At 67.6% G+C, this 21,361-nt stretch carries 24 protein-coding genes; 12 read left to right on the top strand and 12 right to left on the bottom strand.

What is annotated here, in order from left to right; all coding sequences use genetic code 11:
- Genes ASC58_RS20275 through trxA form a run of 3 tightly spaced genes read right to left on the bottom strand, consistent with a single transcriptional unit; the run spans window position 1 to window position 1,146 of the window.
- Window positions 1–267 carry a metal-sensitive transcriptional regulator gene (locus ASC58_RS20275; protein WP_056920565.1) on the bottom strand — a complete coding sequence of 89 codons (267 nt, stop codon included), beginning with the start codon at window positions 265–267 and terminating at the stop codon, window positions 1–3.
- A 59-nt stretch (window positions 268–326) separates the two neighbouring features.
- Window positions 327–719: a DUF302 domain-containing protein gene (locus ASC58_RS20270; protein WP_056920564.1), complete on the bottom strand. Its 393-nt coding sequence runs from the start codon at window positions 717–719 to the stop codon at window positions 327–329.
- 58 nt (window positions 720–777) lie between these two features.
- A complete protein-coding gene (trxA, locus tag ASC58_RS20265; protein ID WP_056920563.1) occupies window positions 778–1,146 on the bottom strand; it encodes a thioredoxin in 369 nt (122 codons plus the stop codon).
- A 193-nt stretch (window positions 1,147–1,339) separates the two neighbouring features.
- Between trxA and ASC58_RS20260 the strand changes: the two genes are divergently transcribed.
- The 5 genes from ASC58_RS20260 (at window position 1,340) to ASC58_RS20240 (ending at window position 5,148) form a co-directional block, all read left to right on the top strand.
- The gene (locus ASC58_RS20260) at window positions 1,340–1,678 is read left to right on the top strand and encodes a rhodanese-like domain-containing protein (RefSeq protein WP_235529349.1); all 339 of its coding nucleotides are present in this window, start codon (window positions 1,340–1,342) and stop codon (window positions 1,676–1,678) included.
- A 43-nt stretch (window positions 1,679–1,721) separates the two neighbouring features.
- On the top strand, window positions 1,722–3,143 hold the full coding sequence (locus tag ASC58_RS20255) for an MBL fold metallo-hydrolase (protein ID WP_235529348.1): 1,422 nt from the start codon (window positions 1,722–1,724) through the stop codon (window positions 3,141–3,143).
- Between the two features lie 55 nt (window positions 3,144–3,198).
- Complete coding sequence (locus ASC58_RS20250; protein ID WP_056920561.1) at window positions 3,199–3,378, top strand: hypothetical protein; 180 nt, start codon at window positions 3,199–3,201, stop codon at window positions 3,376–3,378.
- Window positions 3,379–3,544: 166 nt separating this feature from the next.
- Window positions 3,545–4,357: a sulfite exporter TauE/SafE family protein gene (locus tag ASC58_RS20245; RefSeq protein ID WP_056920560.1), complete on the top strand. Its 813-nt coding sequence runs from the start codon at window positions 3,545–3,547 to the stop codon at window positions 4,355–4,357.
- A gap of 155 nt (window positions 4,358–4,512) precedes the next feature.
- The gene (locus ASC58_RS20240; protein ID WP_082553513.1) at window positions 4,513–5,148 is read left to right on the top strand and encodes a rhodanese-like domain-containing protein; all 636 of its coding nucleotides are present in this window, start codon (window positions 4,513–4,515) and stop codon (window positions 5,146–5,148) included.
- A 96-nt stretch (window positions 5,149–5,244) separates the two neighbouring features.
- Here the strand turns inward: ASC58_RS20240 and ASC58_RS20235 are convergent, their stop codons facing one another.
- The 8 genes from ASC58_RS20235 to ASC58_RS20200 all read right to left on the bottom strand — a co-directional run bounded on the left by ASC58_RS20235 (window position 5,245) and on the right by ASC58_RS20200 (window position 12,800).
- The gene (locus tag ASC58_RS20235) at window positions 5,245–5,652 is read right to left on the bottom strand and encodes a hypothetical protein (RefSeq protein WP_056920559.1); all 408 of its coding nucleotides are present in this window, start codon (window positions 5,650–5,652) and stop codon (window positions 5,245–5,247) included.
- A 389-nt stretch (window positions 5,653–6,041) separates the two neighbouring features.
- On the bottom strand, window positions 6,042–6,776 hold the full coding sequence (locus ASC58_RS20230; protein WP_056920558.1) for a hypothetical protein: 735 nt from the start codon (window positions 6,774–6,776) through the stop codon (window positions 6,042–6,044).
- A gap of 295 nt (window positions 6,777–7,071) precedes the next feature.
- The gene (locus tag ASC58_RS20225; RefSeq protein WP_157598593.1) at window positions 7,072–8,616 is read right to left on the bottom strand and encodes an alpha/beta hydrolase; all 1,545 of its coding nucleotides are present in this window, start codon (window positions 8,614–8,616) and stop codon (window positions 7,072–7,074) included.
- Between the two features lie 19 nt (window positions 8,617–8,635).
- Window positions 8,636–9,169, bottom strand: coding sequence for a hypothetical protein (locus tag ASC58_RS20220; protein ID WP_056920556.1), 534 nt, complete (start codon window positions 9,167–9,169; stop codon window positions 8,636–8,638).
- A 66-nt stretch (window positions 9,170–9,235) separates the two neighbouring features.
- Window positions 9,236–9,808 carry a hypothetical protein gene (locus ASC58_RS20215; protein WP_056920555.1) on the bottom strand — a complete coding sequence of 191 codons (573 nt, stop codon included), beginning with the start codon at window positions 9,806–9,808 and terminating at the stop codon, window positions 9,236–9,238.
- Window positions 9,798–10,304, bottom strand: a complete 507-nt coding sequence (locus ASC58_RS20210) for an RNA polymerase sigma factor (protein ID WP_056920554.1) — start codon at window positions 10,302–10,304, stop codon at window positions 9,798–9,800. The genes ASC58_RS20215 and ASC58_RS20210 overlap by 11 nt, the downstream gene beginning before the upstream one ends.
- Window positions 10,305–10,359: 55 nt before the next feature.
- Window positions 10,360–11,025: a hypothetical protein gene (locus tag ASC58_RS20205; RefSeq protein WP_056920553.1), complete on the bottom strand. Its 666-nt coding sequence runs from the start codon at window positions 11,023–11,025 to the stop codon at window positions 10,360–10,362.
- 863 nt (window positions 11,026–11,888) lie between these two features.
- On the bottom strand, window positions 11,889–12,800 hold the full coding sequence (locus ASC58_RS20200) for an ATP-binding protein (RefSeq protein ID WP_157598592.1): 912 nt from the start codon (window positions 12,798–12,800) through the stop codon (window positions 11,889–11,891).
- A 541-nt stretch (window positions 12,801–13,341) separates the two neighbouring features.
- Here ASC58_RS20200 and ASC58_RS21205 point away from each other — a divergent pair.
- Entirely contained in the window at window positions 13,342–14,010 is a 669-nt protein-coding gene (locus ASC58_RS21205) for a hypothetical protein (RefSeq protein ID WP_157598591.1), read from the top strand.
- A gap of 27 nt (window positions 14,011–14,037) precedes the next feature.
- Here ASC58_RS21205 and ASC58_RS21200 read toward each other — a convergent pair whose 3' ends face one another.
- A complete protein-coding gene (locus ASC58_RS21200; protein WP_157581255.1) occupies window positions 14,038–14,178 on the bottom strand; it encodes a hypothetical protein in 141 nt (46 codons plus the stop codon).
- A gap of 625 nt (window positions 14,179–14,803) precedes the next feature.
- Here ASC58_RS21200 and ASC58_RS20195 point away from each other — a divergent pair.
- From ASC58_RS20195 to ASC58_RS20170, 6 genes are all read left to right on the top strand, one after another.
- A complete protein-coding gene (locus ASC58_RS20195; protein WP_082553511.1) occupies window positions 14,804–15,553 on the top strand; it encodes a GntR family transcriptional regulator in 750 nt (249 codons plus the stop codon).
- 52 nt (window positions 15,554–15,605) lie between these two features.
- Window positions 15,606–16,739 carry a substrate-binding domain-containing protein gene (locus ASC58_RS20190; RefSeq protein WP_056920550.1) on the top strand — a complete coding sequence of 378 codons (1,134 nt, stop codon included), beginning with the start codon at window positions 15,606–15,608 and terminating at the stop codon, window positions 16,737–16,739.
- Window positions 16,740–16,804: 65 nt separating this feature from the next.
- A complete protein-coding gene (locus ASC58_RS20185; protein WP_056920549.1) occupies window positions 16,805–18,307 on the top strand; it encodes a sugar ABC transporter ATP-binding protein in 1,503 nt (500 codons plus the stop codon).
- Complete coding sequence (locus tag ASC58_RS20180) at window positions 18,304–19,296, top strand: ABC transporter permease (protein WP_082553509.1); 993 nt, start codon at window positions 18,304–18,306, stop codon at window positions 19,294–19,296. The genes ASC58_RS20185 and ASC58_RS20180 overlap by 4 nt, the downstream gene beginning before the upstream one ends.
- On the top strand, window positions 19,296–20,426 hold the full coding sequence (locus ASC58_RS21310; RefSeq protein WP_056920547.1) for a hypothetical protein: 1,131 nt from the start codon (window positions 19,296–19,298) through the stop codon (window positions 20,424–20,426). Before ASC58_RS20180 ends, ASC58_RS21310 begins: the two co-directional genes overlap by 1 nt.
- Window positions 20,423–21,352, top strand: a complete 930-nt coding sequence (locus ASC58_RS20170; protein WP_056920546.1) for a carbohydrate kinase family protein — start codon at window positions 20,423–20,425, stop codon at window positions 21,350–21,352. Before ASC58_RS21310 ends, ASC58_RS20170 begins: the two co-directional genes overlap by 4 nt.
- The last annotated feature ends 9 nt before the right edge of the window (window positions 21,353–21,361 follow it).

Raw genomic sequence — 21,361 nt, 5'->3', positions numbered from 1 at the left:
TCAGGCGAGGGTGAGGAAGAGCTTCTCCATCGTGGCCTGGTCCTCGGCGTTGATGCCGTCGGGGGAGGACATGCACTCGCGCATCCCGGAGGAGACGATGGCGAACCCGGCCCGGTCGAGCGCGCGGTTGACGGCGGCGAGCTGGGTGACCACGTCACGGCAGTCCCGGCCCTCCTCGATGAGACGGATGACGCCGCCGAGCTGGCCCTGGGCGCGGCGCAGGCGGTTGATGACGGGGGTCATGTCGTCGGTGTTGAGGGTGACCATCGGGGTGCTCCTTGGTGTGCGGAGGGTGCTGGGCGAAAGGTGCGGGGTTGGGCGGTGGTTCAGGCGGTGAGGGCGGCCAGGGCGGCAGTCAGGCGTTCGCGGGCGTCGGCGGCGACGTCGGTGAGGTTCTCGTTGCGGGTCATGGTGACCATGACCTTGGGGTCCATGGCTTCGACGAGGGTGGTGGTGTCGTCGACGGCTCGCACGACGACGTTGCACGGCAGGAGCAGTCCGATGGACGGCTCGGCCTGGACGGCTGCGTATGCCAGCGGGGGCCGGCATGCGCCGAGGATGACCTGGGCGGGGATGTCGGCGTCGAGCTTGGCCTTGAGGGTGGCGGCGAGGTCGATCTCGGTCAGGACGCCGAAGCCCTGGTCGGCCAGTGCGGACCGCGTCGCCTCTAGCGTGGGCGCGAAGGGCTGGTTCACGGTGGTGCTCAGTGCGTAGCTCACGACGGGGTCTCCTCGGGTCAGTGCTATCGGTGGTCTGGGGTGGAAGCCACTTGGTGCTTCAGGCGGGCTGGCTCTGCTGGGCGAGCTGGGCGGCGATGGCGTCCATGTCCAGGGCGCGAACACCCGCGATGACCTGCTCGAGGCCGGCCGCGGGCAGCGCGCCGGGCTGGGAGAACACCAGAATGCCGTCGCGGAACGCCATCAGGGTGGGGATGGACGTGATCTTCGCAGCAGCGGCCAGGGCCTGCTCGGCCTCGGTGTCGACCTTGCCGAACACGATGTCCTCGTGCTGGGCCGAGGCCGCCTCGAAGACGGGTGCGAACTGGCGACACGGGCCGCACCAGGAAGCCCAGAAGTCGACCAGGACGATGCCACCGGCGGTGATGGTGGACTCGAAGCTCTGCCCGGTCAGGGTCGTGGTGCTCATGTGGATGCTCCTTGGTCTGCTGAGGTGAGGATACCTGCTGGGGTATGGAGCGCTCGCCCAGTCTTATCCATTCCCACGGCCCCGACGATACCCCGTGGGGTACATCACAAGCGCCTTCCTCGATTTGACTGGAATGCCCCTGGGGGTACTAGCGTTGGCCTCACCAGATACCCCGCTGGGTATCAGTTTCGAGATGAAGGAGAGCAGTCAGATGACCGAGGTCAGCCTCGACGCGTTCGCTGCAGCCCACGCCGACGGCGCCACCGTCATCGACGTTCGAGAGCCCGGTGAGTACGTCGGCGGCCATGTCCCCGGTGCCGTGTTGATGCCGATGGGCCAGCTTCCGTCGCGCACCAGCGAGCTCGACCGCGACCGGACCGTGTACGTCATCTGCGCCAGCGGCAACCGCTCCGGTGCCATGACCGACTACCTCGTCCACTCCGGCTTCGACGCCCTGTCCGTGGCGGGTGGCACCTCCGCCTGGGCCACCAGCGGCCGCCCGGTCGTGACCGGTCAGCGCCCCACCGCCTGACCGCAGCGCCTCCCTCACGACCGCGTCCCGGAAAGGACCACCCATGAACACCAGCGCGAGCACGAAAGGCACGACCATGACCACGCCGGTCATCATCCCCATCGACACGCCCACTCTCGGCGACCGCTCCTACCTCGCCCACGACGGCCGAGTCGCCGTGGTCATCGACCCGCAGCGCGACATCGACCGCGTCCTGGCCCTGGCCGCCGACGCCGGCGTGCGAATCAGCGACGTGTTCGAGACCCACATCCACAACGACTACGTGACCGGCGGGCTGGCCCTCGCGCAGGCCACCGGCGCGAAGTACCACGTCAACGCCGCGGACGAGGTGTCCTACGAGCGGTCGCCCATCAGCGACGGCGACGTCGTCGAGGTGTCCGCCACGATGCGGGTCCGCGCCATCGCCACCCCGGGCCACACGTACACCCACCTGTCGTACGCCCTCGAGGCGGCGCCCGTTGCCGGGGAGGCGTTCGAGCCGGTCGGGGTCTTCACCGGCGGGTCGCTGCTCTTCGGTGCCACCGGCCGCCCGGACCTGCTCGGCCACGACCACACCCACGACCTGGTCCACCACCAGTTCGCCTCCGCGCACCGCCTGGCCGACGAGCTGCCCGAGCACACCCACGTCCTTCCCACCCACGGCTTCGGGTCGTTCTGCTCCGCCGGATCCACCGGCGACACCACCGCCTCCACCATCGGTGACGAGAAGCGCCAGAACCCCGCCCTGACCCAAGAGCAGGAGCGCTGGGTCGCCGACACCCTCGCCGGACTCGACGCCTACCCCGCCTACTACGCGCACATGGCCCCCGCCAACAGCTCCGGCCCCGGCGCACCGGACCTCACCACGCCAGAGAGCGCCGACAAGGACACCCTCGCCGCGCGCATCGCGGACGGGGAGTGGGTGGTGGACCTGCGCACCCGCACCGCGTTCGCCGCCGGCCACGTCACCGGCACCCTGAACTTCGGCCTCGACGGGCAGTTCGCCACCTACCTCGGCTGGCTCATCCCCTGGGGAACACCGCTGACGCTGCTCGGCGACAGTCCGCAGCAGGTCGCCGAGGCTCAGCGTGAGCTGGTCCGCATCGGCATCGACCACCTCGCCGGCGCCGCCACCGGCACCCCGGACCAGTGGACCGACAACCCGCTCGGCACCTTCGAGCGCGCCGTGTTCGCCGACCTCGCCCAGGTCCGCCACCACCGCCAGGTCGCCGTCCTGGACGTCCGCCGCGCCTCGGAGTTCGACGACGGGCACATCGACGGGGCCGTGAACATCCCGCTGCACGAGCTGCTCGCCCGCATCGGCGACGTGCCGGCAGGTGAGGTCTGGGTGCACTGCGCCGGTGGGTACCGCGCCTCGATCGCCGCGTCCGTCCTCGCCGCCCGCGGCATCCCCGTGGTGGCCGTCGACGACAGCTTCGGCGAGCACGCCGCCAGCTCCGGCCTGCCCATCACCACAGCAGCCTGACCACACCTGACCTGACCACCAACCCTTCGCTTCACCACACCCAAGGAGAACCACCGTGTGCCGTCCCGTGAACTGCAAGGTCTGCGGCAAGACCACCTGGGCCGGCTGCGGCCAGCACGTCGACCAGGTCATGGCCGGCGTTCCCCGCGCCGACCGCTGCCCCGGCCACACCGCCGACGAGAAGGCTGCCGCCAGCAGCGGGTCGTTCCTCGGACGTCTCTTCGGGCGGAACTGAGCCACCCGCTCACCCCACAGAGCTGGGCGTCGCCGTCATCCCCCCCTGGCGGCGGCGCCCTACCGGGACGCGCACCCCCCGAACCGCGTCCTGGTCAACCCGTCGGGGCCGGCGCCCCTGCGCTGGTCCCCGACGGGCCCACGAAACCTAGGAGAGAACACCCACCGTGTCGCCCCTGGTACTGCCCCTCGGACTTCTCATCGGCCTCGCGCTCGGCGCGCTCGGCGGTGGCGGGTCCATCCTCACCGTCCCCGCCCTCGTCTACCTGCTCGACCAGGACCCGCGGTCGGCCACGACCAGCTCGTTGCTGATCGTCGGCGCCACCTCGCTCATCGCCCTCCTGCCGCACGCCCGCGCAGGCCGGGTCCGGTTCGGTCAGGGCCTGATGTTCGGCGCCCTCGGCACCGCAGGGTCCTTCGCCGGGTCCGCCCTCGCCGCCCGCGTCGACCCGCAGGTCCTGCTGACCGCGTTCGCCGGCCTCATGCTCGTCGTCGCCACCCTCATGATCCGCCGCTCGCTACGGCGCACCGACGTCGCGGGCGACCTCGAAGACCCCACCGTCGAGCCCATCCTGACCTTCCACCCCATCACCTGCGCGTGCCCACGCCTGGCCAAGGTCGTCGTCACCGCAACCGCTGTGGGCCTGCTGACCGGGTTCTTCGGCGTCGGCGGCGGGTTCGTCCTCGTCCCAGCACTCGTCCTGGCCCTGTCGTTCCCCATGCCGGTCGCCGTCGGCACCTCGCTGCTCGTCATCGCCGTCAACAGCGCCACCGCCCTCACCGCCCGCGTCACCACCGGCAGCACCCACCTCGACTGGAAGCTCATCGCCGGGTTCACCGCGGCCGCCATCATCGGCAGCCTCTTCGGCGGACGCATCACCTCCCGCGTCAAGCCCTCCCACTTGACCCGCGCGTTCGCCGTCCTGCTCGTCGCCGTCGCGCTGTACACCGCTGCGCGCAGCATCCCCGCCCTGTTCTGACCCGCGACACCACCAGCGCCACCACCTGCGACACCACCAGCGGCACCACCTGCGACACCACCAGCGACACCACCAGCGGCATGCCCCCGGGCCGCACCAGGCGCGCCCTCAACACGTGTGCCGGGAGTCACCCGACACACCCTCGAAAGGAAACGATGACCCACCCCAGCACAACCACCCCCACCGTCCCTGCGGCGACCACGACGGGCACCCGACTGCGGCGCCCCGCCGCCCTGGACGCTCACACCGTCCAGAACTGGCTCACCACCTCTGACGGCCCGCGCCTGCTTGACGTGCGCAGCCCCGCCGAGTTCACCACCGCCCACATCCCCGGGTCCTACAACGTCCCCCTGGACCTGCTGCGCGAGCACAAGGATGAGCTGCGCACCCACCTGGGCGACGACATCGTCCTGGTCTGCCGCTCCGGCGCCCGCGCCGCCCAAGCAGAAACCGTCCTGGCCACGACCGGACTGGAGAACCTGCACGTCCTGACCGGCGGCATCACCGCCTGGGAAACCGCGGGTGGACCGCTGACCCGCGGCGCGCAGACGTGGGAGCTCGAACGACAGGTGCGCCTGGTCGCCGGCAGCATCGTCCTGGCCGGCGTGGTCGCCAGCACCATCGTCCCGTGGGCCAAGTGGGTCTCTGCCGGCATCGGTGCCGGCCTGACCGGAGCAGCGGTGACGAACAGCTGCGCCATGGGCATGCTGCTGGCCAAGCTGCCGTACAACCGGCACAACACCCCCGACATGGCGGCTGTCCTGCGCGAGCTTCACGACGACCGGTCGTAGTCGAAGCCGCGGGGTGGCGGTCAGCCGGGTCCGCCACCCCCGTTGCGCCGGGCCCGGACGACAGCTCACCGGGGTCGAGGGCCCGTCATGGTGCGCTCAGCCAGAGGTGATGAGTCCGTTAATGAAGGCAGCCAGATTGGTCGCGATGAAGCCGCCACCGACGACGCCGCCGACGATGGCAGGAATGCGGCCAGCGCGGCGGCCCAGACGTACCGCAGTGCGTCCGTGGGTGATGGCAAGGATGCCGGGGATGACGAACACGACCAGGGCGGGAACAGCCGCCAGAGCTCCTTGCCAGAACGCGGCATGCTCGGGGTCGTCGGTGAGCAAGGCCAGGATGCCTTCGCCGAGGCCGAACGCAAGCAGGAACGTGAGCGGGTACAGGGTCAGGGACCACCAGGCGCGACGGTAGGCGCGGGCGGCAGCCGCGTGGTCGTGCCGGCCGCCGTGCGTCGCATAGCCCGTGGGGGCCGCGGGACGTGGGTCACGAGGTCGGGTAGTCATCAGTGCACCTCCTGGGCGAGCCTCCACGATCGCAGGAACACGTACCCGCAGGCAGGGTCGTAGGTCACAGTTCGTTCCCGCAAGGCCGGGATGGTCAAGGCGCTCCGAATCGCAGGCAGGGTTGCAGCGAAGTCCTTGACCATGGTTGGCAACGCTGATGGTTGACCGCCGGCATGAAGTCAGCGTCGCAGGACCCCGTTGCCAGTGACGATGCCGGATTCAGCGGCGCACCGCAGTTCCACCGCAGTTCCACCGCGACCAACCGAGGCCCCGTGGAGTGTGTAGTGGTCTACACGCCGCGGTTAGGACCACGCTGGCAACGGGCGCAGACACCCCGCAGCGGGCCCGCACCCCGGGGGTTACCGCGGCACCCGCGATGGCGTGTGAGGTCAGGACTTGGCGGCGGTAGCGACCTTGTCCATGCCGGCCCGGGCGACCTTCTCCATGTCGTCTCCGGCCATGGGGGTCAGGCCGGCGGCGGTGAACGAAACGACGTTGTGCCCGACGGCGACGAACACGGCGTCGATGACGACCTCGATGCCGTCGGACTTCGCCTTGGCTCGGAAGGCGAGGGTCTGGTCGCCCAGGTTCGGGAACGACAGCCCAGTCATCGTCATCGGCATGCGGTCGGCACCGTCGACGACGGTCATCTTCGAGCACTCGGTGAGAACCTTCGCGAGTCCTTGGACCTTGTCGCCCTGGTTGTCGTCGTCGAAGGAGGCGACCTCTTCTTCGAACTGGACGCCGAGCATGCCGCCCTGGGTGAACGACGTCTTCGCCTTGTTCTTCGCCTTCACCTTCTTGCCGGAGGTGTCCATGTTGTCGAACAGCTTCTGGCACGACGCCGGCTCAACCGTCGACGTGTCGTCCTTCTCCGGCTCGGACTCGGCCGCCGCCCACCCGGTCGGCATGTCACCCACGGCCAACAGTGCAGCCTTGACCTGCTTGGCGTTCAGCTTGTCACCGGCACCCTTGGGCTTGGGGGCAGCCTCGCTCGTCTGGGCAGCCTTCGCGGCAGGCGACTGCGTGCCGACGGTGACGGCACGCTCGGGGGCGTTCCCGCAGGCGGTCAACGCCAGCGCCAGGACGGCGACGGGCAAGGCAAGGCGGGCGGTGCGGTTCACGTGGTTCCTCCAGGAGCGGCGTCGGTATGCGCGTGCGGGCGCCGGCCCAACGTAGGTGCCGGCACGGACATCGCGGGGACCGTTTTGTGGTGCTGTGACGCAATCGAGACGGTCCGCACCCGTTGAGCATCATGTCCGCCGTGCTCTCTCTGGTGGCGGGCGTGGCCGGGTTGGCGCCTCTTTTCAACGTGATCAGACCAGTTGGAGGTCCAGGCGGCGAAGCACCGGCCTGAGCGCCGGCCGGAGCTGGACACCGCCGCGCGTCGACTCGCGCGCGGCTGCCTTACTGGTCTGCTCACCGAAAGGTGACCGCGGGAGCGGTGTGGCACGCATCGTTCGATGTTGGCTGTGTCGGTCTACGGGTCCAGTTGTTGCGTGCGGTGATCGCGCACTCGTAGAAGCCGAGCACGTTGTGGATTCCGCCCGGCACCAGCAGCACGGACGCGACCGGACCCAAACGGTCCGCTGCGTCCCGGACGGTGGCCGGTGGGCTGAACGAGTCGAGGTCGCCCGTCAGCATCAGCATCGGCACGTCACGGGCGCTACTCGGGGACGGTGCCGCACGCACCGGCACGTCCCATGCTGCGCAGGCGTCCGCGTACGGGGACTCCTCGAAGACAGCGGCGTATACCGCGCGTTGGTCTTCGAGCCCTCGGGTCGTCTCCGGCGCAGTGCCGCGGGACGGCCAGGTGCTGCACAGGTCGGTGAGGAAGACGCCCAAGCTGAACCGCTTGTCCCGGCACTGTGGCCGGTAACCACTGCAGAAAGCGGGGTCGCTGGCCACCATGGTCGCGAGTTCTGGCGCGAGCTGGCCGTGCGCGGCCCCGGTGATGATCCTGGGTAGGGCCGCCAGCTGGCCACCCTCCCCGCCGAGGGCGAACCGAGCGGCCCGCACAAGTTTCGGCGCGTCCACGACAACGGCGACCTGCTCGGCTCCGACCATGGCCGTCCCACGCAACGGGTGGGTCCTCGTGCGCTCCAGGGCCTGAGTCCAGAGCTCCTCCAGATCAGGGGATGCCCCTCGACAGGCGGCATCTTCCGCACACAGGTCGAAGAGCGTGTCGAGTCGGCCTTGAAGAGCGACTGCTCCGTCGTGGAAGTTGGCTGGGCTGGTGAAAGCCGGTGAGTCGAGGTACGCCGCCTGTACCCGTCCGGGGAAGAGGCGGAGGTACTCGAACAACACGGCCGACTGCGTCCCGTACGACGCACCCATGGCCCAACGGTCGATTCCGGCCGCGACCCGAAGGTCCTCCATGTCCTGGGCCATGGCCGTTGACGTGTAGTCGGCCGGCTCCACGCCGCTCGCCCGCAGCCGCTTCGCGCACTGGGCGACTGCGGCGACGAACGCTCCGCGCAAGCCTGGGTCGTTGTTCGGGGCTCCGGCGGCACGCACCCCGATTGGGTCGACCTCGGGGCACCGTAACGACGGCTGGTTGTGTGGACCGGAGCCACGCCACTCCATCTGCAGGTTGGTGCGGCCCAGGCGCGCGGTCCCGGCTGCCATGGCGCCGCCGACGGCCTCGGCGTCGCCGAAGTTGGGGCCGAAGCTGGTGCCCAGACCGGGCATGGTGGCCCCCGCTGGTGGCGGCACCTTGGCGACGAGGAGCTTGACGGTGGCCCCGGTGGCCCCGGTGGGCCTGCTTCGGTTGGCCAGCACCGTGAGCGTTCCGCACTCATGCGGAGAGAGGAAGGTGGTCTCGACGTCGTCCGGGCAGGGCGCCCAGACCAAAGAGGGGCGGAACGGTTCGGGCTCAGACGGTGACGTGCACGCCGACAGCATCGCCACGGACAGCAGGCAGACCAACCCGGCCGCAGCGCCGCGATGCCGGTAACCGCTCACGCGGGTCACCATTGGCCCCTCATCCCTGCCGGTGCCAGGGACCCTCGAGGAACAAGCGCTCCTCATCCGACAGTTGCGGCCCGGACTTGGGTATCGAGGTCGTCAGTGTGTCTCCGCTGATCTTCCAGTCGATCAGAACCGAGCCGCCCGTGCTGTCGCTTGCCTGCACCCAGCGGCCTTCGGCGTCGTAGCTGGTGCCGCCCTGGTCGCCCACCTCGAAAGCACCCGCGTCGTCCTCCACCAAGATGGACCAGCGTGCGGCCTGCGACTTGAGCACCAGTCGGACGCTGCCGTCGTCGAGGTAGTTGCCGGTGATGACCTCCGGCGGGATTTGCAACCCACGACGAGTGATCTCAGCCTTCGTGACCTCACGGGTCCACGTCCCATCGGGGATTCGAGCCTTGTCCGTCGCCGGCGCGGTGGAGGTCGGCGCGGTGGTGGACGGTGGCGGGGAGGACGACTGCGTCGCTTGCCCGCTGTCCGGTGCGCCACCGCACCCTGCGAGCAGGATGCCGACGGCCAACAGCGTCGCCGCCTCGGTTCGTGTCCTCATGACTGGAGTCCCTTCAGGTCTGCTTACTTGTGTACAGGCCGGCGCCGTCGCTCAGGTTGACGTCGCTCAAGGGGCGACCGTCCAGGCGGTAGCCCCCAGCACGCCCACGCGCGCCGCGCATGGGTCGTCCACCGCCATCAGGGCAAGCTGCGACCCGGTCCGGGTCACGGCGTACCGGCCCAACGGTTGGCCCGCGCACCGGTCTTGGCTGAACAGGTCGGTGCGCATCTCCTGGCCCTGCACGGCGTACAGCACCCCGGACACCACGCCGGAGTAGGTGGGAGGCGCGGTGACGGTGAGCACCCCGCCGGCCTTGAACTCGAGCACCCATCGCCCCGCGACCTCCGGAACCGTCGGGAGCGCAGCGACCTGTCCGGCATACCGGCCCTGAATGGCGACCGATGCGGTCGGGGTCTTGGCTGGGAGCACCGGTGCGTCGCGGTCGCTTCCCCACCCGCCGATCACCAGGACGATTGCGGCGGACGCTGCCGCGACTAGCCCGCCCGCAGCGGCACCCCAGCGCAACCACAGTGCACGCCGGTGCGTGGCGAGGGCCGACTCGAGCAAGACCTCAACGTCGGGGTCAAGGCTGCGGGCGTTGCGGACCAAGCCGCTTCGCAGACGCTCGTCAACGGACATCGCCGGTCACCTCCTCGCCAAGGGTCTGAGCCAGCCGGGCCCGGGCCCGGTGCAGATGCTGCTTCACCGTTGACTCCGACACCTGAAGGATGCGGGCAATCTCAAGGACCGGTCTGTCCTCCCAGTAGTAGAGAGCGACCGCCGCGCGCTGCATCGGCGCCAGCGTCGCTACGGCCCGGGCGACGTCCGGGTCAGGCAGCGTCGGGTCCACAGGGGCAGGTTGAGCGCGACGCTCGCGCTGCGGTCGGGACCGTTCACGCCCGACGTAGCGCACCGCCATTCGCACCGCGACCTTGCGCGCCCACGCCTCGGGTCGCTCGTAGTCGGACACCGACGACCACTTCTGGAGCAGCTTGAGGAAGGCGTCCTGGGCAATCTCCTCTGCGACCGCCCGACTTCCCACGATCAGGAACACCGTCCGGGCCACGGAGGTGAACCCATTGCGGTAGACCCACTCGTAGTCCCGCTGCTCGTCGCGCTGCATGATGTCTCTCACGCCATCCCCGACACGTGCTTACCAGCGTGGTCCGGGCCGCCCACCGCTGATGCTGTCACTGTCCGGCCGTGGCTGCTGCGCATACAGCAGCGATGAAGGTGTCGTCGCTGAGGACCTCTGTGAGCGGGGCGTTCTCGTACCGGGTGGTCTGCGACCCAGCGGTCACATGACCGCTGAAAGTGGCGCCCGAGTCAGGTGGCTCGACGAGAGTGCCAACCGCCCGCCACACCGCAGGCCCCGCAGCCGGGCGGATGTCCCACAGGACGCCGTCGCTGACGATGGTGCGGGTGGTGTCGTCGCCCGGGACCGCGAACGTCTCGGCAAAGCGGACGTTCGTGCTGATCGTCGCCGTGGCCGGGCCAGTGGGGGAAGTGCGCAGGAAGTCGATGTCACGCGTGCGGAACTCACGGCGGGAGTCCAAGTAGTCGCGGTTGTAGTACCGGGTCTGGTATCGGTCGGACTCGCCACGAGCCCAGACCTGGGTGTCGCCACAGGGGAAGTCGGAAAGCTCCCATGCTCCGGAGAAATGACGCTCGCCCTTGCACACTGGGCCGGACTGCGTGGTCCGGCAGGACCACGGCGCGAACGACGGGCTCAGCGACGGCACGAGGCGCGACTGCTCAACCGGCGGCGGCGCTCCCGCCCGCGCGGACTTTGGTGCCCCAAGGACGGTGAACGCGATCACCAAGAGCACGATCAGGGCATGACGTGAACGATGCATGGCGGTTCCTCCATCGTGGCGACGCCGCACCGGCCGCGGGTTGTTCGCCACCCATGTACAGGCCGGCGACGCCCCGAAGGTTTACCCTGCGACGAAACTCTCGCTGCCCAACGGCCGACTCTTCCGCCCGGGCTCTGGTGTTACTCCAGGGCCGGCTGCCACTCGCAAGCCGGGTAGGCATGGCCACGGTGTGAGCCTGGGCTGCTGCCAGCCAGCCTTGAGGGCGCAGCGCACTCCCTCACCCCGAGGGGATCGGGGCGGGCGTGCTGCTACCCCATGGTGCACCCGCAACCTGTGCCGGGCGGCCGGACCCGTTCAGACGGTCACGCCGAAGTTGTCTGGAGGTGAGTGCGCTCCAGCTGAGGGCGGCTCACGTTGCAGGGGGTATGAGCTTTCCTTCCGCTGGGGCGACACCCACCTCGCTGGCAGGAGGCCACCGTCCTTGAGTGTTTCAACGGACGGGAGGCGCACCGGAGTGTCGCCCAAGTCTGTCCGTCTGGCTGAGAGCGGACCTGTACGACCAGGTGCGAGCTGGCGCATGTGCGATGTTTGCGCCGTGTGCATGAAGAGGGCAATTACGGGCGCGACCGGAAATGGCGCGCGGCCTGACGCCACCGGCTGGTGGTACGGCCACCTGCACAAGAACACGTCCGGCCTCGAACACGCGGATGAGCTTGCCCAGGTCGCTGGTGTGGCCTGTTCGCCTTTCGCCACGGCAACCAACACCGCACACCGGTGGGCTCCAGCCGCTCGTCGAGCAACGGCCGCACTTCCGTCAGCAGCTCCGCTGTACAACGCGCTGATTGCCCTGTCCCGACGAGCCGGTGAAGACCTCGCGCGCTGACAGTGACCTCAGGCGAGGCTCAGCCTCGAGCTGAAACATTCAGCTCGAGCACGAACCACACGCTCATCCCCCCAGGGTCCAACTCCGAACCCCAACCTGTCGCCAGCGCGTCGACCAGCGACAGCCCACGACCATGGACTGCCAACGGGTCCTGTTCCACCCTTTTGGGGTCGACAACGACGTTCGAGCCGCCGTCGCGAACGGTTGCAGTCAGGGCCTGCTGGTCGAGCAGGAGCTGAACCTCGCACCCAGCTCCGGTGTGAATGACCGCGTTGGTGACCAGTTCGCTGAGGCAAAGCAACGCGTTGTAGGCGACGGCCTCGTCAACGTCCCACGCGGCCAGCGTCCGCGACGCGAAGTGACGGGCCCGAGCGACGCCATGGGTGTCCGGGGCCACGCTGTGGGTAGCCGCTCGCACCCCAGCTGGCACCGCCATCGCCGCAAGCGCCCCCGCCGGGGTCACGGCACGCTGGACCCGGCGCAGCCCCTCTCCGAGCTGAGCCCCCACGTCCTCTAGGTCACTGACCTGTGACGGGTCGAAGGACTGCGGACAGTCGTAGAACAGGATGTACCCGCCCATCACCTGACCGGCCGAGACGACGGGCACAGTCACCAACGACATCATCTTGGGCAGCTGACGGTCCATGAAGTCCCCGAACCGGCCCGCCAGACTCTCCCGAGAGCCCGCCATAACGTCACCTGTGCGCACAGTGTGCGTCAACGGAACATCCGCGTAGGCGTCGATCTCACACCAAGGGACACTGCTCGTACCGTCACGGTCGCTGGCCGTGAACAACAGCCGCCGCCCGCCACCCTCAACCACAGCCAAACCCGCTCGGTAGGCGCCAGGCACATCAGCCAACACCGCGAGAGCGTTCAGCGCCCACGGCTCTCCTTCGGGAACTGGCCTGCTTGCGACGGTATGCGCCACTCGCGCAGGATATCGGCCCTGCCAAGCCCTTTGACGTGACAGTAACGGGCGCCGACGGGCGCCACAGCAAAGGTGCGCAACCCAGGATGGCACTTCCGGCGCGCCCGTCCGCCACGCAGTCAGGTGGTGGGCATGCCTCCTCGCTTTCGACGTCGCGCCGGCTACCGTCCCAGCCAACTGTCCGACCAGCTGAGCCAAGCGATCGCCGACGAGGCCCAGTCGGTCACGGACCTGGCCGAGCGGTTGGCGGCCTTGCGGCGGTCGGTAACACGTTCGCCGCGTTGGACGACGCGCTGACTCAGCTGGTCGTGCCGCGGTTGCGGGCGGTAGCGGAGCTGCGCCGGCAGGGGTAGAGCTACGAGCGGATCGCTGCGGCCACGAACCTGTCGAAGGGCGTGTGGCTCAGCTCGCGAAGGAAGCGCGCGCCCGTCGTTTGTGACCCACCGGGGGCAAAAGCTGTGGATGACCGGCGCGCAAGCTGCGCTCGGCACACAATGGCCACGGAACTGGGCGCACGATGACGGCCGTAAGGGGGTGACCGGTGACATCCTCGAACTACGACGCGGTGAAGGCGTGCGCCTTGCTGGGATTGGGCGCTGCGTGGGCCCCGGTCCTCGCCGAACACCTGGGACCCGCGGATGAAGACGGACGGTGGGCAGCCCATCAGGTGCACGTGGCGCGGCGCCGACTCCTGACCGGGTTCGACGAGGTGGGCGTTACCGACCTGCGCGCCATCGCCCGCGCTGCGACGTGGCACCGCGGCGCTGCGGGCAGTCGCATACCTCCCCGGCTACAGAAGGTGGCGCTGACCGTGGCGCTGGCGGCCTCTGGTGACGATGCCGGCTGGCGCGGCAGCCAAGGCCGCACCACCCGGACCCTGCTGGCCCGTGGTCTGGCCACCAAGAACGACACAGACGCCGCCACCCTTGTCGCGTTCGACGCGCTATGGATTGGCGGGTGCTCCCGCACCCACATTGGCGCCGTGCTTCTGTTGAGCAACACAGCGATCGAACGCCTCGCCAAGCAGGCATCTCCGCCAAGGTGGGGGTATCGGGCTGTGACCCGGCACCTTGGCTGGTCACCGGACAACCTGCGACTGCGCCGCAACAACGGCACCTTCCCAGCTCCGGACGGCACCGACCGCGGCAAGGACTGGTGGTGGCCGAACACCATCGACTCCTGGGCCGACCGGGCGGGGCTCGAGAGGTGACCGGTCGGACGCACCTGATGGGCCGTATCAGCAGACCGCGCGCGCCCAGGATGTTCTGCTCGACCTCTTGCCCGAGTTCGGTGACCGGGAGCGCCCGATCTCGCCTTCGAAGAGTCCCACGTCCTTGAACAGCAGGTCGTACTTCACATCCCTCAGGTTGTCGCCCATCCAGCTGTCCTGTCGACACCTCGATCCCTTCGGCGAGGTCCAGTGCGGGGACGCCCAAGGATGCGCTAAGGGTCAGCAGCCTTGAAGCCGCAGCGAGGTTGTAGGTGGCAAGCGCATTGTCATCGGCATGGGAGTGCATATGGCCGGCGAGGTGGGCGTACCTGTTGCGCGATAGTGCCCCGGCGAATGCGTGGGCAATGTGAGTGCCGTGCGGGCTCTCGTCGGCGACGAGATCAATAGAGGGGGCTTGCTTGACTAACTGTCTGACGACGGGTGCGTGTCCGAGTGGATGCCGGCGGACCGCGGAGGACTGGTTTCGTGCTCAGATGGACGTCCGGGCACGTCCGCGGATGGTCGGGGAATGCGATGCGGGGAAGAGGTCACTGGGGAAGCCAACCAAGGCCGTGCGACGCCGTCCCGTCGTCGAATAGCTAGGGGAGTACTCGGCGGCGGAACCCCGACGGCCCCTCCTAGGGTCATGGCGGCACCAACAGTGACATTTCATGGTCGGACCTCGGGCAACGGCAAGTAGACATGCGCCGATTCGCCATCGCCGCTTCGACCTCGCATAACACAGCCGACATAGGTCTTGACGGTCAACCGGAGGTCCGGTAGAACGGTTGTCATGACAACTGTGGATCGCGCCCAGCCGTTGCCTTTGTATGCCCAGTTGGAGCAAGCCCTCCTCGCTGATATTGAAGGGCGACAGCTGAAGCCGGGCGATCGCTTGCCCACCGAGGCTGAGATCTCGGCGACCTATGCGGTGTCGCGCGCGACCGTGCGTCAGGCCTTGACCCGGCTGGTGACCGACGGGCGGGTAGAGCGCGTGCAAGGGCTGGGTTCTTTCGTCGCACGTCCGCGTCCCACGCACCAGCCCATGCTGACCTCGTTCACTGAGAACATGAACGCCCAGGGCTTCCGCCCGCAGCGCAGGGTGTTGGTCAGTGAGCTGATCCCGACTCCGGACGAGCACGCTGGGGTATTTGGTGAGCAGACCCCTGAGTGCCAGTACATCTGCCGAATTCTGTTGGCCGACGACCGGCCGGTCGGGATCTCCCAGACGTGGCTTCCCCGTGAGGTGTTGGCCAACCGGTTCGACCTGTTCACCCCTGCCGCCCTCGAGTCGGGGTCGCTGTACGACGTGCTTCAGGGACCCGACATCGGAATCGAGCTGCATCGGGGCACCGAGACCATCGGCGCTGGCCGGGCGACCGAGGAACAGGCGCGACTGCTGGAGTGCCAAACCGCGGAGCCGACCCTGATCGTCCGACGCGTGACCTACACGCGCACGGATCGTCCTATCGAGTCCACGGTCATGACCTTTGCCGCGGACCGCTATGAGTACCGCGTCAACTTGTTTCCCCCCGCCATCTGACATCGAGACTCTCGCGTCAGTTCTCAGAGTTCGGCCTAGTTAGGAGAAAGCGTTGAAGATCTCACGCAAGCTCGCTCCGGTGTTGGTGTTGGTGTTGCTGTCGGCAACGGCGTGCAGCAAGGCATCCACGGTGTCATCGTCGGGCGGAGGTGGCAGCAGCGATGGAAGCGACAAGCTGGCTGGCAGCCAGACGCTCCAAGGCTATGACAGCCTGCCGTTCAAGGACATCTTGGCGATGCCTGAAGGCGACGTGAAGGTGGCCGGGAAAGAGAAGATCCTGCTTGGCTTCTCCCAGACCTGCTTCAACCACCCTTGGCGAAAGGCGATGCTCGAGAGCGTGCTCGCCGAGGTGAAGCGGCACCCCAACGTCAGTGTTGTGACTGTGGACGGCAACTGTGACGCTGCCAAGCAGTCCAACGACATCGACGACCTGATGGCCCGGGGTGTTGACGCCATCATCATGAGCCCCGTCGAGTCCGCGGGTCTGGCGCCGGCCGCGCGACGCGTCATGGCCAAGAAGATGCCCCTCGTCCTGCTGGATCGGGATGTTCCTGCCGAGAAGACCGTGTTCATCGGACAGTCCAACGTCGAGATGGCCTACGAGACGGCCAAGAAGATGATCGCCGACATGAACGGCAAGGGAAACATCGTGGAGATCACCGGGCTTTCGGGCTCTTCTCCGGCGACCGACCGCTCCACCGGCCTCAAGAAGGCCCTCGCCGAGGCCCCCGGCATGAAGCTGCTGGCGGTCGGTGACGGCCAGTGGGTGCGGGAGCCTGCGGTGAAGGTCATGGATGACTGGCTGACCAAGTACCCGAAGATCGACGCGGTGTTCTCCCACGCGGAGGAATCCTCCTGGGGCGCCATGCAGGCGATCAAGAATGCCGGGCGCTGCAACGACAACATCAAGGAGTACACCCACGACGGCTCCGCGCCCGGATTCAAGGCCGTCAAGGAGGGCCAGTTCCAGGCGGACGGCAACTACAGCCCCTTCATCGGCGACATCGGGGTCCGCGCAGCCCTCGGTGCTCTTGAGGGCAAACCAATCGACGGAGCGAAGGCGTACTCCCAGCCCGGCTCGTACCTTCAGCTTCCCAACCTGCCGCTAGTCACGGCCGAAAACGCTGACCAGTGGGTTCCCAAGGGTTGGGGAACCTTCGAACTGACCAAGAACCCCTGCAAGTAGTCACGTTCGGTGGCGCGCCGCTCTCGGCGCGCCACCGACACCAGCCAGACCACGGAGGACAAACGTTGACGCACGTTGCGGAGCTGAAGGGAATCACCAAGAACTATCCCGGCGTGGTGGCCCTCCGGGACGTGAGCATCGCGATCCGGGCGGGGGAGATCCATGGATTGGCTGGGGAGAATGGTGCGGGCAAGTCGACGCTGATCAAGATCTTGGGTGGCGCCCTCGCTCTTGATGCCGGTGAGGTTCTGATCCACGACCAGCCCGTACGGCTGTCCACACCGCACGCTGCCATCACGCGTGGGATCAGCGTGGTGCACCAAGAGCTGGTGAGCGCTCCGTCGCTGTCGGTGGCCGAGAACGTCCTGCTGGGCCACCTCTCGCACAACGCAGTCGGTGGCGTGCGCTGGAAGGCAACGCGGGAGCGTGCACGGGACGCGTTGGACCGGGTGGGCCTAGCGGTCGACGAACGCACCGAGATGGGCCGCCTCAGCCTGGGCCAGCAACAGCTTGTCGAGATCGCGCGCGCACTCCTTAGGGACGCTCGAGTCCTAGTCCTTGACGAGCCGTCCGCCATCCTCGGCGGCAAGGACCTCGACGTTCTTTATGACGTGGTGCGCTCCACGCGAGACAGCGGAGTCGCGGTCGTTTACATCTCCCATCGGTTGAAGGAGGTGCTGTCGTTGTGTGATCGAGTCACCGTGCTCAAGGACGGCAGGTCACAAGGAACCGTCGACGTAACAGACCTCGACGAGCAACGACTGGTGACGATGATGACGGGCCGTCAGCTGACTGCCCCCCAACGGCCGGTTGTGGTGGCAAAGGCCGAGACCCTGCTGGAAGCGATTCCTACAGAACGGGACTCGGGCGGTCTGAAGGTCACAGTTCGTGCCGGAGAGATCGTCGGCCTCGCGGGCCTCGTCGGTTCCGGCCGGACCGAGGTCGCTCGAGCCATCATCGGTGCCGAGCCTGGTCCGTACGACGTCACCGTCGCGGGAGAGCCGTTCCGCCGGCGCTCCCCAAGGGCAGCTCGCCGCGCTGGGATCGCCTATCTGCCAGAGGATCGCAAGGACCAGGGGCTGCTGCTCAACCGGTCGATCCGCGAAAACGTCGGGCTGGCAAGCCTTCGGCTCCGCTCGATCGCCGGTGTCATGCGCTCCAGGCGTGACCGCGCCTCGGTGGCGGACCTGGCCAAGCGGGTGCACCTCAAGGCGGCATCACTCGAAGCGCCCCCGTCCACACTTTCCGGCGGCAACCAGCAGAAAGTCATGCTCGCACGATGGTTGGCGACATCGCCCACCGTGCTGATCCTTGACGAGCCGACCCGAGGCATCGACGTAGGCGGTAAGAGCGAGATCTACACATTGATGCGCGAGCTCACGGACTCCGGGCGCGGCATTTTGATGATCTCAAGTGAGATCGAGGAAGTCGTGGCCATGTCTGACCGGGTCCTGGTGATGAACCAGGGGCGAGTCGTCGCCGAATACAGCGGTCATGAGATCACCGAAGACAACATCAGCCGCTCTGCGCTCCTAAGCGCCCCGACGGATCAAGGACACGTGCAATGAACGAGCCAGCGGCGACAATGCTTGCCAAGCCCAAGATGCAGGGCGTTCGCGAACGAGGACCTGCCGCGACCGCGACGATGCGCAAGTACGGGGCCGGTGTGGCACTCATCCTGCTCATCATCTTCTCCAGCCTGCAGTCCGACCGATTCCTGCAGGTGGACAACGTCCTGAACGTCCTTCGCCAGATCTCCATCGTCGGGGTCCTCGCGCTCGGAATGACCTTCGTCATCATCACGGCGGGCATCGACCTTTCCGTTGGTTCGATGCTGTCGGTCGTGGTCGTCTATACGGCCGACACTGTTCAGACCCGTGGGGTCTTCCTCGGAGTGATCATGGCCCTGAGCCTGGGCTGCCTACTTGGTTTGGTGAACGGCCTCGGTGTCGCCATCGGCAGGATTCAACCGTTTGTCATGACCTTGGGAATGCTGGCGTTTGCCAAGGGCATCGCCCTGATCTTCACAGAGGGTCAACCGGTGGCGATCACCAATGACGCCTTCCTCGCCTTTGGGAACGGCAGAACACTAGGCATACCCAATCCGGCGATCGTGTTCCTGGTGCTGCTCGCGGTGTGCATGTTCGTGCTGCGTGGCACCGTCTTCGGGCGTTCGGTCTACGCGGTCGGAGCAAACGAGGAGGCTGCGCGTCTGTCGGGTATCCCCGTGCGCCGTGTCAAGTGCGCGGTGTACGTCATCTCCGGTCTGATGGTTGGGATCGCGGGGATCCTGTACGCCAGCCAGCTCGGCGTGGGCACGCCCGTCGCGGGCGACGGCAAGGAGCTGGACGCCATCGCAGCGACAGTTGTCGGGGGTACGAGCCTGTTCGGGGGTGTCGGAACCGCCGGTGGCACCTTCGTGGGAGCGGCGATCTTGGGTGTCCTGTCCAACATTCTCAATCTGAGTGGGGTCTCCCCCTACGTGCAATACCTGTTCCGGGGTGGGTTGATCGTTGCTGCTGTGCTGTTGCAGCGCCGCGAAGGCCGAGGTCGCTGATGCGCAACATTGCCTCCGTTCTGGCGGACCGCCCCTCCCTGATCGATGACATCAACCGCTTGGTGACCCCCGAAAGCCTTCTCCAGGTGCTGCGTTCCGTGGCGGATACCCCTGCACCGTCAGGTACGTCGTCGTTGACACGAGGAGCGGTCATCCAGTCCTGGTTCGAGTCCCGCCAGCTCGAGCACGCCGGCGCAGTCCTGCGTAGAGACGCCTTTGAGAGCGGCTGCGACGTGCTGACCAACGGGGAGGGCGGTATCGGCATCCTGGCGCACCTGGACGAGGTCTCCTACCTGCTCCGGGAGCCTGTCAGGCCAGGGCTGTGGCAGGTAACCCCGTACTGCTACCACTTGGCCGAGGAGCCGACGCCCGCGCGGGTCGTCCGGTTCGCCCCTGACGGAACCTGGAGTGTTCTGTGCCACGCACAGATCTCGCTCGAAGAGGGACAACATCTGGTGTCGCATCCGGTTGAAGTTGAGCTGAGGCCGGGGGATCGCGTCGTCTTAGCTACGCCCCTCGCGCACGACCCAGACACCGGCCGGGTGACCGGCTCCTTGGACAACGCCGCGGGTGTGGCAGCGGCCCTACTTGCCAGCGAGACGATGCTGCGATGTGGGATCGCCTTCAGCACTTATCTGACCGACGAGGAGGAGGGGCCCAGCGGAGCCGCGAGCCAGACGATCTCTCGCGGAGCGGCGCGCCTTCTGAGCAGGCTGGATCCTGCGCCATTGACCGTGGCGGTCGACATCCATGGCTTGAGCAGCGTCGACCTTCAACGCAACGACAATTTCCGCCGCCCTTGGGGTGCATCCTTGGCGGAGTACTCCAGCCGCGGCAAAGGGTCCGTCGCGCGTCCCGACATCTACGCCTCGCTGGTGCAGGCTCTGGAGCCCCTGTCCAGCAAGGGAATCCACGTAAGGGCCAACGTCGGCGGACACGTTCCCCGCTCGGATGACGTAGTTGCCATGCTGCATAGCAACCGAGTCGTGATCCTGGGATACCCAGGAGAGAACAGGCACTTCGACCGCGGACTTCCGGCGACGAACCTGCAAGACCTCGTCGACCTCGCTCGCGCCCTGGTCGTCGTCGGGGCAATGGTCCATCCCTCGCCCGGCTCGGATCGATCGTGACAGCGCCTACTTCGGTCCTGACCATTGGCGAGCTCACTCTCGACGACGTCGTGATCGAGGATCGGGACGTCGACTGGAAGCAGGCGGGCGGAGGTGCGCTCTACAGCGCCATCGGCGCCTCCCTGTGGAACACCGAGTCTGCGATCTGCTCGACCGTGGGTCCGGACTACCCCGCCGAGCTCCTCACGGAGCTCACCGATGCGGGCATCGACCTGACCGCGGTCAGGCGTACCCCTGAATGCAACAGCCTCGGCCTGTGGCTGCTCTATGAGTCCTCGGGCATGCGCCACCAGTTTGAGAAGAGCTCCGGTGGCACCTTCCGGCAGCTTGACGCCCTCCGTCCCCGATCCCACGAGCTCGGTGACACCCCGGCGGGCATTCACCTCGCGCCACAGTCCAGTGAAGGCCACGCAGAGGCACTCGCAGACTTTGCGGAATCCCAGACCCTGATCACCCTTGACCTTTTGGTAGAGCCGTACATCGACACCAGCCGCTACACCGAAGCGAACTTTCTTGGCCGCGTCGACGCGTTCATGCCCAGCGTCGCCGAGGTTGTAGACCTCTGGGGGCATGACGACATCCGCGTCCTGCGCACGGAGCTGTCGAGACTTGGATTCGGCGGCACATTGGTCATCAAACGCGGACCGCTGGGTGTGGATGTTGCGGTCGCCGGCGAAATCGTCCGCGTTCCGGCAGCCCAAAGCACGGTGCTCGACGTGACAGGGGCGGGCGACGCCTTCTGTGGCGGCTTCCTTGCCGGACTCATCGCCACCGGCGATCCGATTGTGGCGGCCGCGCACGGGGTAGTCAGCTCCTCCTTCATCGTCGAGACGCGTGGTGCGCTCCCCGCGCTGCAGTCATTGGACCCAGAGCTTGCCGCCATACGGCTGGACGCCGTGCTCACATCCCTGAAGGGAACCTCTTGAACAGCAACT

This window comes from Phycicoccus sp. Root101 (genome assembly GCF_001426245.1).
Classification (GTDB): domain Bacteria; phylum Actinomycetota; class Actinomycetes; order Actinomycetales; family Dermatophilaceae; genus Pedococcus.
The sequence above is the reverse complement of the archived record's forward strand: the minus strand, read 5'-3'. Positions and strand labels throughout refer to the sequence as shown.

Excerpts from the sequence above, each read along its gene's own strand:
- ASC58_RS20275 (WP_056920565.1), bottom strand. The coding sequence starts at position 267 with ATGGTCACCCTCAACACCGACGACATGACCCCCGTCATCAACCGCCTG.
- trxA (WP_056920563.1), bottom strand. The coding sequence starts at position 1,146 with ATGAGCACCACGACCCTGACCGGGCAGAGCTTCGAGTCCACCATCACC.
- ASC58_RS20260 (WP_235529349.1), top strand. The coding sequence starts at position 1,340 with ATGAAGGAGAGCAGTCAGATGACCGAGGTCAGCCTCGACGCGTTCGCT.
- ASC58_RS20255 (WP_235529348.1), top strand. The coding sequence starts at position 1,722 with ATGAACACCAGCGCGAGCACGAAAGGCACGACCATGACCACGCCGGTC.
- ASC58_RS20240 (WP_082553513.1), top strand. The coding sequence starts at position 4,513 with ATGACCCACCCCAGCACAACCACCCCCACCGTCCCTGCGGCGACCACG.
- ASC58_RS20235 (WP_056920559.1), bottom strand. The coding sequence starts at position 5,652 with ATGACTACCCGACCTCGTGACCCACGTCCCGCGGCCCCCACGGGCTAT.
- ASC58_RS20220 (WP_056920556.1), bottom strand. The coding sequence starts at position 9,169 with ATGAGGACACGAACCGAGGCGGCGACGCTGTTGGCCGTCGGCATCCTG.
- ASC58_RS20215 (WP_056920555.1), bottom strand. The coding sequence starts at position 9,808 with ATGTCCGTTGACGAGCGTCTGCGAAGCGGCTTGGTCCGCAACGCCCGC.
- ASC58_RS20205 (WP_056920553.1), bottom strand. The coding sequence starts at position 11,025 with ATGCATCGTTCACGTCATGCCCTGATCGTGCTCTTGGTGATCGCGTTC.
- ASC58_RS21200 (WP_157581255.1), bottom strand. The coding sequence starts at position 14,178 with ATGGGCGACAACCTGAGGGATGTGAAGTACGACCTGCTGTTCAAGGAC.
- ASC58_RS20195 (WP_082553511.1), top strand. The coding sequence starts at position 14,804 with ATGACAACTGTGGATCGCGCCCAGCCGTTGCCTTTGTATGCCCAGTTG.
- ASC58_RS20180 (WP_082553509.1), top strand. The coding sequence starts at position 18,304 with ATGAACGAGCCAGCGGCGACAATGCTTGCCAAGCCCAAGATGCAGGGC.
- ASC58_RS21310 (WP_056920547.1), top strand. The coding sequence starts at position 19,296 with ATGCGCAACATTGCCTCCGTTCTGGCGGACCGCCCCTCCCTGATCGAT.